We start from the raw sequence: 273 nt of genomic DNA, 5'->3' as shown, positions 1-273 counted from the left end.
CGTTGGAATTGGGAATATGTACAAGCTCGTTTATTTAAAGTCGCTACCAAGAGTTTGGCCTTAGAACAAACACAAAGTGTAGGGTCTAATTTCATTAACGAACTTAAAAATATGTTCATCACGGTTTTATCTGCAAAGCTAGTAATCGATGGTCAAATAAGTTTAGGTATGATGATGGCTATTAGTTATATCGTAGGACAACTTAATGGACCTATTACTCAGTTGATTAATTTTATGAGAGATGTACAAGATGCACAAATATCGGTTGATCGA

At 34.4% G+C, this 273-nt stretch carries 1 pseudogene; it reads left to right on the top strand.

What is annotated here, in order from left to right:
* Positions 1-273: pseudogene (locus F7018_RS17955) on the top strand (peptidase domain-containing ABC transporter); the annotation flags it as partial.

The sequence above is a fragment of the Tenacibaculum aiptasiae genome (assembly GCF_008806755.1).
In the GTDB taxonomy this organism is placed as follows: Bacteria; Bacteroidota; Bacteroidia; order Flavobacteriales; family Flavobacteriaceae; genus Polaribacter; species Polaribacter aiptasiae.
The sequence above is the reverse complement of the archived record's forward strand: the minus strand, read 5'-3'. Positions and strand labels throughout refer to the sequence as shown.